General features: G+C 48.2%; 1 protein-coding gene. It reads right to left on the bottom strand.

Features of this window, described 5'->3' with window-relative positions:
- Positions 1-262: 262 nt before the first annotated feature.
- A complete protein-coding gene (locus tag G6Q29_RS21515; protein ID WP_000427619.1) occupies positions 263-1,267 on the bottom strand; it encodes an IS110-like element IS5075 family transposase in 1,005 nt (334 codons plus the stop codon).
- Positions 1,268-1,338: the final 71 nt, after the last annotated feature.

A 1,338-nucleotide genomic window follows, 5' to 3' on the forward strand; every position in this document is an offset into this window, starting at 1 on the left:
AACGGAATCTATGGTCACTCCCGTTTTTGCAACACCGATTTTGACGACAAGTTGGCTTGCTTGAATCTATCCGGCGTCTGAATGGGATTTTATTCCCGCGCCTCGATGAGTTCCGCGCCTGATGAACCTCCAGAAAATATACGGCTTCAATGAGCCTTTCCGTTTTACAGGTTCCTCAACAGGCCGGTGGGCCGTTAGTATCATCAATATCAGTATTCGCAAAACCAGATGAATGATTGTTTAAACTGGTGTATTTCTGCCTTTATGCTTCGTAAGTTTGCTGTCGCGCCGTCAGTGCCCAGGCTATTCTGGCCAGCTTGTTTGCCAGAGCACAGGTGACGACAAAGTTGCTTTTCCGACACAACAACTCCCTGACCCAGTCGGCCAACTTGCCAGACTGGTGTTCCAGTTTTTGTATGAATACCCTGGCACACTGAACCAACAAAGTTCGGATCTTTTTGTTGCCCCGCTTGCTAATCCCTAACAATGTCGTCCGACCTCCCGTGCTGTACTGTCGGGGTACCAGCCCTGTTGCCGCCGCAAAGTCACGGCTGCTGGCGTACTGCTTCCCGTCGCCAATCTCAGTTGAAATAGTACTGGCAGTCAGCGTTCCAACGCAGGGAATACTCAGCAAGCGCTGTCCAACCTCATCTTCGTCCAACTTTCGTTTCAACTGAGATTCCAGATCTTTAATCTGCTCAACAAGATAGTGATAATGCTGTTGTAATTTCAGCAGTAACTGGCTGAGATAAAGAGGCAAACTACTGTCCTCAAGAAGGGTACTCAGTCGACTAATAACGGCAGCACCTCGCGGAACGCTGATACCAAATTCCAGCAGAAAAGCATGCATCTGATTAGTTGTTTTCACCTTATCCTGAACCAGGGATTCACGGACACGATGCAGAGCTCGCATTGCCTGCTGAGATTCGGTTCTGGGCTGCACGAAACGCATAGATGGACGTGATGCTGCTTCACAGATAGCTTCAGCATCAACGAAGTCATTTTTGTTGCTTTTAACGAATGGGCGGACAAATTGCGGTGATATCAGCTTTGGAAAATGCCCTAACTCTTCCAGCTTGCGTGCCATAAAGTGAGAACCGCCACAGGCTTCCATCGCGATGGTTGTTGCCGGGCATGTCGCCAGAAATTCGATTAGCTTTGGTCGGGTGAATTTTTTACGGTAAACGGCCTTCCCACGATGATCCTGACAATGAATATGGAAAGAGTTCTTACCCAGATCGATACCAATAAGCGCAATGTTTTCCATGATGGTTCTCCGAATGAAAGCCTGTCCTCAGCATAGTACTGGGAAGGAGGGAGTGACCATCTCATTAAATA

Origin of the sequence: Enterobacter cloacae (assembly GCF_011078175.1) — a bacterium.
GTDB classification, from domain to species: Bacteria; Pseudomonadota; Gammaproteobacteria; order Enterobacterales; family Enterobacteriaceae; genus Enterobacter; species Enterobacter cloacae_Q.